The organism is Variovorax sp. P1_H12_2 (genome assembly GCF_056405335.1).
The window spans coordinates 1-7,161 of sequence record NZ_JBFUCI010000340.1 but is presented as its reverse complement, the minus strand read 5'-3'; the positions used below and the strand labels follow the sequence as shown (position 1 = coordinate 7,161).

The following is a 7,161-nucleotide window of genomic DNA, read 5'->3' as shown; positions in this document are numbered from 1 at the left end:
GTCCTACTATGGTGTGTTCGGCAGCTTCGCCGACGCTCGTGCCTGGCTTCCGCGAAGCAAGGAGTTCGACCATGCCCCGCTGTCGACTCCGCACATCGAAATTCGCTGCAGAATGGTCTTTCCGTACGACTATCCTGTCATGTGGTGGCTTGAGCGCGCATTTCGAGGCGGTGCGACCCGCGTGCTCGACTTTGGTGGCTCGGTCGGCGTGCATTACTACGCCTACCGCCGCTACATCGATATGCCGGCCGCCTTGGCGTGGCGTGTCGTCGAGCTTCCAACGATGGTCTCCATCGGGCGAAGCCTGGCGGCCACGAATGCTGCCGCCGCCTTGTCATTCATCGACGATGATCTGCCGCAGGCGGTCATGGCGGCCGACAGTGACATCTGGCTCTCGGCGGGCGCGATCCACTACATGGAGGACGCGCGACCTGGGCGGCTCCTGGAGCGGTGTGCGGTGCGTCCCAAGCACATCTTGCTGAATAAGCTCCCTCTCTACGAAGGCGAAGACTTCGTGACCTCGCAAAACATCGGCGAAGGTTCATTCGCCCCGCTGCATGTCTTCAACCGAAGGCGCTTCATCAGGGAGATCGAGGAGGTCGGCTACACGCTCTGGGACAAGTGGGCCGTTCCCGAGCGCACCTTGTACCTGACCGGCGATTCGAAACGCACGCTCCCGAGCTTCACGGGCCTGTATTTCATGGACAGCCAACTCATCCCCGACAAGGCGGGAGACCCTCCCTACATAGCGGTCGACTTGCGGTAGACATGGCCGCCAAGCCCGCAGCGCATCGCCGCCGCGATCGAGGAWGGGTCGGGCCAGGCGCCGCGCACGAAGCGCGGCGCCGCGCGCTCACTTCGCCGGTGCCGGCTGCACGCGCAACGCGACCGACTCGGTGATGCTCGCCACCACCTGGTCGCCCACCTTCACCTCGCGCAGCACCTGCGGATCGCGCACGTGCACGTCGGTCAACTGGCCGATGGTCCCCCTGAGCGTGACGATCTTCTTCTTGCGGTCGACGCCGAAGACATTGGCCACGATGGTCGTGCGCGTGGTGGCGACGCCGCCCGGCCGGGCGCCCTTCGCGGCCACGGCGGCCGATTCGGTCTCGACGGTCTCGCGGATGCCGTCGCCGCCCTTGCGCAGCGCCAGGGCGACACCGATGCGGTAGCTCAGACGGACCCGGTCGCCGACCTTGACCTGCTCGAGGTTCCTCACGGCCGGATCGACCCGCAGGTCGGAGATGTTGCCCTTCGGGCCCTTGATCGACACGATGCGGTTCGCCACGTCGACCGCGGTGATTTCGCCGGTGACGGAGAGCACGGCCGAGCCGCCCCGGGCGTCCTCGAGCTCGATGGTTTTCCGGGCCGGCTCGGTCTGCGCGCTGGCGGTGCCGGCGCAAAGGGTCAGCGCGGCGCATGCCGCGATCAAAGCCTGTCTTTGGTAGATGTTCATGTTTGACCTGCGTGGGTGAGTGGGCGCACTCACCGACCTTACGCGCGCGCAGAGGGGCTGTCACTTGCCCTTTGGTGCAAGTGCGGCGCAAAGAAAAACCCGCGACGCCTGTGAACGTGCGGGTTTCTGGTGCTCGAAGACTCGAAGAGCCGATCAAGAGAGGTAACTGGTCCCGCCGCCAGGAATCGAACCTGGATCTCAGCCTTCGGAGGGCCGAATTCTATCCGTTGAAATACAGCGAGAGGTGCTTCCGGAATATCGGAAGCCTCAGATTATCGCCGATCAGCCGGCGCTCGCCACGGTCCGGGTAAATCCAAGCCCCGCGAGGTACACCCGGAAGGTCTGGCGCCCGGTCGCCACGAGGTCGAAGGCGGCCGGATCGAGCAGCCAGTTCTGGATCAGTCCGCTGATCAGCGCGTGCAGCCCCTGGGCCGCCGCCGCCGCCGGGATCGGCAGCCRCTTGCGGGTGCGGCGGGCGTCGGCCACCATCGCCCTCTCGAAGTCGATCAAGCAGGTGTTTCGAGTCGCGAGGTGGCGCAATTGCACCGACTCCATGTCGTGCGTGTACTCGACCTTGTGGGTGGCGATCTCGAACACGCGGCGCACCTGCATGTCGGTGGTCATCAGCTTCAGCGCCTCGACCATCTGGTGCTCGACGTCCTCCAGCGGGCCGACTTTGATGCCGAGCACGGCCTTCGCGACCTCGGCCTCCAGCGGCAGCCTGACGCGTTCCATCATGGCGTTGAAAAGGGCCGCCTTGTCCTTGAAGTGCCAGTAGATGGCGCCCCGGGTCGCGCCGGCCTGGTGCGCGATCTGCTGCAGCGACGTCTGGGAAACCCCCTGGGCCTGGAACAGCACCTCGGCCGCGTCGAGCAGGCGGTTGCGCGTCTCCTGGGCCTCCTCTTTGGTGCGTCTGACCATTTTGTCGTCTCCCCTTCTTAGAATCCATCGCTTGGGCAAGGCCGTCACTATACATCCATGAATGTATGTAAACTACGGCCCTTTTCCCGATAGTCAAGATCGCCGGGTTGCTATAGGCGTCCGCGCGATCGAGCACCGTCCCCGTTCTCCCTTCAAAGGAATCACATGCCCGACTTGCATGTCTCGCGCCCGTTGTTGTTTTCGCCGCGCCTCGCCACCGTTGCCGCCGCCGTCGTGCTCGTCGCACTGACCGCCTGCAGCAAGGGCGAAGCAACGAAAGGCGCCGGCGGCGGTGCCCCGCCCGCGCCCGAAGTCGGCGTGGTGGTCGCGACGCCGACCAATGTCGGCCTGGTGACCGAGTTGCCGGGCCGGCTCGAGGCCTCCCGCGTGGCCGAGGTTCGCGCCCGGGCCGCGGGCATCCTGCTGCAGCGGGTGTTCCAGGAAGGCAGCGATGTCAAGGCCGGCCAGGTGCTGTACCACATCGACCCCGCCCCCTACGCCGCCGCCGCGCGGAGCGCCGAGGCCAGCCTCGCGCGCGCCGAGGCCAACGCAGTGCAGGCGCGGGCCCTGGCCGAGCGCTACAAGCCGCTGGTCGAGGCCAATGCCGTCAGCAAGCAGGAATACCTGAACGCGGTGGCCGCGCAGAAGACCGCCGAGGCCGATATCGCCGTGGGTCGCGCCGCGGTGCAGACTGCCAAGATCAACCTGGGCTACGCGACCGTGACGGCGCCGATCTCGGGCCGCATCGGCCGCTCGCTGGTGACCGAGGGCGCACTGGTGGGCCAGAGCGACGCCACGGCGCTGGCCGTGATCCAGCAGATCAATCCGCTGTACGTGAACTTCACGCAGTCGGCCACCGACGTGCTGCGGCTGCGCCGCGCGCTGCAGGACGGCCTGTTCAAGCGCGCCAGCGGCGGCGACGCGGCCAGCGTGCGCATCGTGCTGGAGGACGGCACCGAATACGCGCAGCCCGGCCGGCTGCTGTTCTCCGACCTGACAGTCGACCAGACCACGGGCCAGATCACGCTGCGCGCCGAGGTGCCGAACCCGAAGGGCGACCTGCTGCCGGGTCTCTATGTGCGCGTGCGCCTCGAGCAGGCCCAGGCCACCAACGCGATCACGGTGCCGCAACAGGCCGTCACTCGCACCCAGCAGGGCGACACGCTCACGGTGGTGGGTGCCGACGGCAAGCTGAGCAAGCGCACGGTGAAGATCAGCGCCGCCCAGAACAATCAGTGGGTGGTGCTCGACGGCCTGAAGGCCGGCGAGCAGGTGATGGTCGACGGCTTCCAGAAGCTGCAGATGATGCCGCCCGGCACGCCCGTGAAGGCGGTGCCGTGGACCGGGCCGAACGCCGCCGCGACCCCGGCGCCTGCCGCCTCGGCTGCGGCCGCGAAGTAAGGAGCCCGCCCGCATGGCCAAGTTTTTCATCGACCGTCCGATCTTCGCGTGGGTGATCGCACTGTTCATCCTCGTGGTGGGCGGCGTGGCGATCACGCAGCTGCCGATCGCCCAGTACCCGCCGGTGGCCCCGCCGGCCATCGTCATCAACGCCGCCTACCCCGGTGCATCCGCCCAGACGCTGGAGGACAGCGTGCTGTCCGTCATCGAGCGCGAGATGAACGGCTCGCCCGGCATGATCTACATGGAGTCGGTGGCACAGGCCGACGGCACCGGTTCGATCACGATCAGCTTCGCCCCCGGCACCGACCCCGAGTTGGCGCAGGTGGACGTGCAGAACCGGCTCTCGCGCGCCACGCCACGCCTGCCTGCCGCGGTGACGCAGCAGGGGGTGCGGGTCGACAAGTCGAACAACAACTTCCTGCTGTTCACGATCCTGTCATCCGACAACCCGGCCCTCGATCCGATCGCCCTCGGCGACTACGCGGCACGCAACATCGTGCCCGAACTGCAGCGCGTGCGCGGCATCGGCCAGGCCCAGCTCTTCGGCACCGAACGTGCCATGCGGATCTGGATCGACCCGGCCAAGATGCATGGCTTCAATCTGTCGTCGGCGGACATCACGGCGGCGATCCGGGCGCAGAACGCGCAGGTGGCCTCGGGCACCATCGGCGACCTGCCGAACGTGGGCGGCCAGGCGATCGCGGCCACGGTGGTGGTCAACGGCCAGCTCAGCAACGTCGAGCAGTTCGGCAACATCGTGCTGCGCGCCAACACCGACGGCTCGGCCGTGCGGCTGCGCGACGTCGCCCGCGTCGAGCTGGGCGGCCAGGCCTACGCGACCTCGGCGCGCCTGAACGGCGAGCCCGCAGTGGGCATCGGCGTCCAGTTGGCGCCGAGCGGCAACGCGCTCGAATCCGCCAAGCTGATACGCGCCAAGATGGAAGAGCTCTCGCACTTCTTCCCGCAGGGCGTGAAATGGGACATCCCCTACGACAGCTCGCGCTTCGTGAAGATCTCGATCTCGCAGGTGGCCGAGACCCTGGTCGAGGCCGTGGTGCTGGTGTTCCTGGTGATGTTCCTGTTCCTGCAGAACTGGCGCTACACGATCATCCCGACCATCGTGGTGCCGATCGCGCTGCTGGGCACCTTCGGGGTGCTGCTGGCGCTCGGCTTCTCGATCAACGTGCTGACCATGTTCGGCATGGTGCTGGTGATCGGCATCGTGGTGGACGATGCGATCGTGGTGGTCGAGAACGTCGAGCGCATCATGAGCGAGGAAGGGCTTTCACCGCTGGAAGCCACGCGCAAGGCGATGAAGCAGATCTCGGGCGCCATCATCGGCGTGACCGTGGTGCTGATCTCGGTGTTCGTGCCGCTGGCCTTCTTCGCCGGCTCGACCGGCAACATCTACCGCCAGTTCTCGGCCGTGATGGTGGCGGCGATCAGCTTCTCGGCCTTCATGGCGCTGTCGCTCACGCCGGCGCTGTGCGCCACGCTGCTCAAGCCGGTGGAAGCCGGCCATCACCACGCCAAGACCGGCTTCTTCGGCTGGTTCAACCGCGGTTTTTCGCGCACCGCCAAGGGCTACGAGAGCCTGGTGTCGCGCATCCTGCGCCGCGCGACGCGCTACCTCGTGATCTACGCGGCGATCATCGGCGCGGTGGTGTCCGCCTACATGCGGGTTCCAACGTCGTTCCTGCCGCAGGAAGACCAGGGCAACATCATCGTCAACGTGCAGCTGCCGCCGGGCGCGACCCAGGAGCGCACGCTCGACGTGATGAAAAAGGTCGAGGGCTTCATCCTCAAGCAGCCCGAAGTGCAGAGCATGGTGGGCGTGCTGGGCTTCAGCTTCTCGGGCCAGGRCCAGAACGCAGGCCTGGCCTTCGTGACGCTCAAGGACTGGGACAAGCGCAAGGAAGCCGGCCAGTCGGCCGAAGCGCTGGCCGGTCGCGCCTTCGGAGCGCTGTCGGGCGTGCGCGATGCCTTCATCTACCCGCTGAGCCCGCCGCCCATTCCCGAGCTGGGCAACGCCAGCGGCGTGACCTTCCGCCTGCAGGACCGCGCCGGCGCGGGCCACGAGGCGCTGGTGAATGCCCGCAACCAGCTGCTCGGCATGGCAGCCCAGAGCAAGATCCTGACGCAGACGCGCCCCGACGGCCTGGAGGACGCGCCGCAGCTGCAGATCGATATCGACCGCGACAAGGCGAATGCGCTGGGCGTGACCTTCGACGCGATCAACACGACGCTGTCGACCGCGCTGGGCTCGAGCTACGTGAACGACTTCCCGAACCGGGGCCGCCTGCAGCGCGTGGTGGTGCAGGCCGATGCGCCGGCGCGGATGCAGCCGGAAGACCTGCTCAAGCTGAACGCGCTCAACGCGCAGGGCAAGCCGGTGCCTTTGTCGACCTTCGCGAGCACGCGCTGGATCACGGGCGCGCAACAGACCGTGCGCTACAACGGCTACCCGGCGATGCGCATCAGCGCCAGCACGGCGCCGGGCTACAGCACCGGGGCGGCGATGGCAGAGATGGAGAAACTTGCCTCGCAACTGCCGGCCGGCTTCGGCTACGAATGGACCGGCCAGTCGCGGGAAGAAAAGCTCGCCGGCTCGCAGGCCATCATCCTGTATGGCTTCGCGATCCTGGCGGTGTTCCTGTGCCTGGCCGCGCTGTACGAGAGCTGGACGATCCCGCTGGCGGTGATCCTGGTGGTGCCGCTGGGCGTGCTGGGCGTGCTGCTGGCGACCATGCTGCGGTCCTATTCGAACGACGTGTACTTCCAGGTCGGGCTGATCACGATCATCGGCCTGTCGGCGAAGAACGCGATCCTGATCATCGAATTCGCGAAGGACCTGCAGGCCCAGGGCAAGGGAGTGGTCGAATCGGCGCTCGCCGCCGCCCACCTGCGGTTCCGGCCGATCATCATGACCTCCCTGGCCTTCGGCCTCGGCGTGCTGCCGCTGGCACTGGCCTCCGGCGCCGGCTCGGCGAGCCAGCGCGCCATCGGCACCGGCGTGCTGGGCGGCATGTTCACGGGCACGGCGCTGGCCGTGCTGTTCGTGCCGGTGTTCTTCGTGGTCGTGCGCACCTTCTTCAAGGGCAGCGAACGTCAACACGAGGCCGACAAGCGCCATGCGCAGGCCGCCGGCATCGAGGAAGAAAAACATGACTAAGCAATTCATATCCACGGCTCTCGCAGGCGCTGCCGCGCTGATGCTGGCGGGCTGCTCGCTGATCCCGACCTACGAGCGCCCGGCGGCGCCGGTGCCGGCCACCTTCCCCAACGCGGCGGCGGCGCCGACCGCGGCCGGCCAGCCACTGGCCTCGACCATCGCGTGGCAGGACTACTTCACCGATCCGCGGCTGGGCAAGCTGATCGAC

5 protein-coding genes, 1 tRNA gene and 1 pseudogene are annotated in these 7,161 nt (G+C 67.3%); 4 read left to right on the top strand and 3 right to left on the bottom strand.

Translation table 11 applies throughout. From position 1 onward, the window contains the following. On the top strand, positions 1 to 766 hold a 766-nt coding region (locus tag AC1D2K_RS26125; protein WP_478092181.1), incomplete at its 5' end, for a methyltransferase, TIGR04325 family. Between the two features lie 87 nt (positions 767 to 853). Here the strand turns inward: AC1D2K_RS26125 and AC1D2K_RS26120 are convergent. From AC1D2K_RS26120 to AC1D2K_RS26110, 3 genes are all read right to left on the bottom strand, one after another. Further along, complete coding sequence (locus tag AC1D2K_RS26120) at positions 854 to 1,456, bottom strand: hypothetical protein (RefSeq protein ID WP_478092180.1); 603 nt, start codon at positions 1,454 to 1,456, stop codon at positions 854 to 856. Positions 1,457 to 1,623: 167 nt separating this feature from the next. Next, positions 1,624 to 1,698 (bottom strand) — tRNA-Arg (locus AC1D2K_RS26115). Positions 1,699 to 1,738: 40 nt separating this feature from the next. Next, positions 1,739 to 2,377, bottom strand: a complete 639-nt coding sequence (locus AC1D2K_RS26110; RefSeq protein ID WP_478092178.1) for a TetR family transcriptional regulator — start codon at positions 2,375 to 2,377, stop codon at positions 1,739 to 1,741. 165 nt (positions 2,378 to 2,542) lie between these two features. Between AC1D2K_RS26110 and AC1D2K_RS26105 the strand changes: the two genes are divergently transcribed. From AC1D2K_RS26105 to AC1D2K_RS26095, 3 genes and pseudogenes are all read left to right on the top strand, one after another. After that, positions 2,543 to 3,778, top strand: a complete 1,236-nt coding sequence (locus tag AC1D2K_RS26105) for an efflux RND transporter periplasmic adaptor subunit (protein ID WP_478092177.1) — start codon at positions 2,543 to 2,545, stop codon at positions 3,776 to 3,778. A gap of 13 nt (positions 3,779 to 3,791) precedes the next feature. After that, complete coding sequence (locus tag AC1D2K_RS26100) at positions 3,792 to 6,953, top strand: efflux RND transporter permease subunit (protein WP_478092176.1); 3,162 nt, start codon at positions 3,792 to 3,794, stop codon at positions 6,951 to 6,953. Continuing rightward, positions 6,946 to 7,161: pseudogene (locus AC1D2K_RS26095) on the top strand (multidrug transporter); the annotation flags it as partial. The gene AC1D2K_RS26100 and the pseudogene AC1D2K_RS26095, both read left to right, overlap by 8 nt.

What these genes read in the sequence shown, in the direction of transcription:
- AC1D2K_RS26120 (WP_478092180.1), bottom strand. Translation starts at nt 1,456, where the DNA reads ATGAACATCTACCAAAGACAGGCTTTGATCGCGGCATGCGCCGCGCTG.
- AC1D2K_RS26105 (WP_478092177.1), top strand. Translation starts at nt 2,543, where the DNA reads ATGCCCGACTTGCATGTCTCGCGCCCGTTGTTGTTTTCGCCGCGCCTC.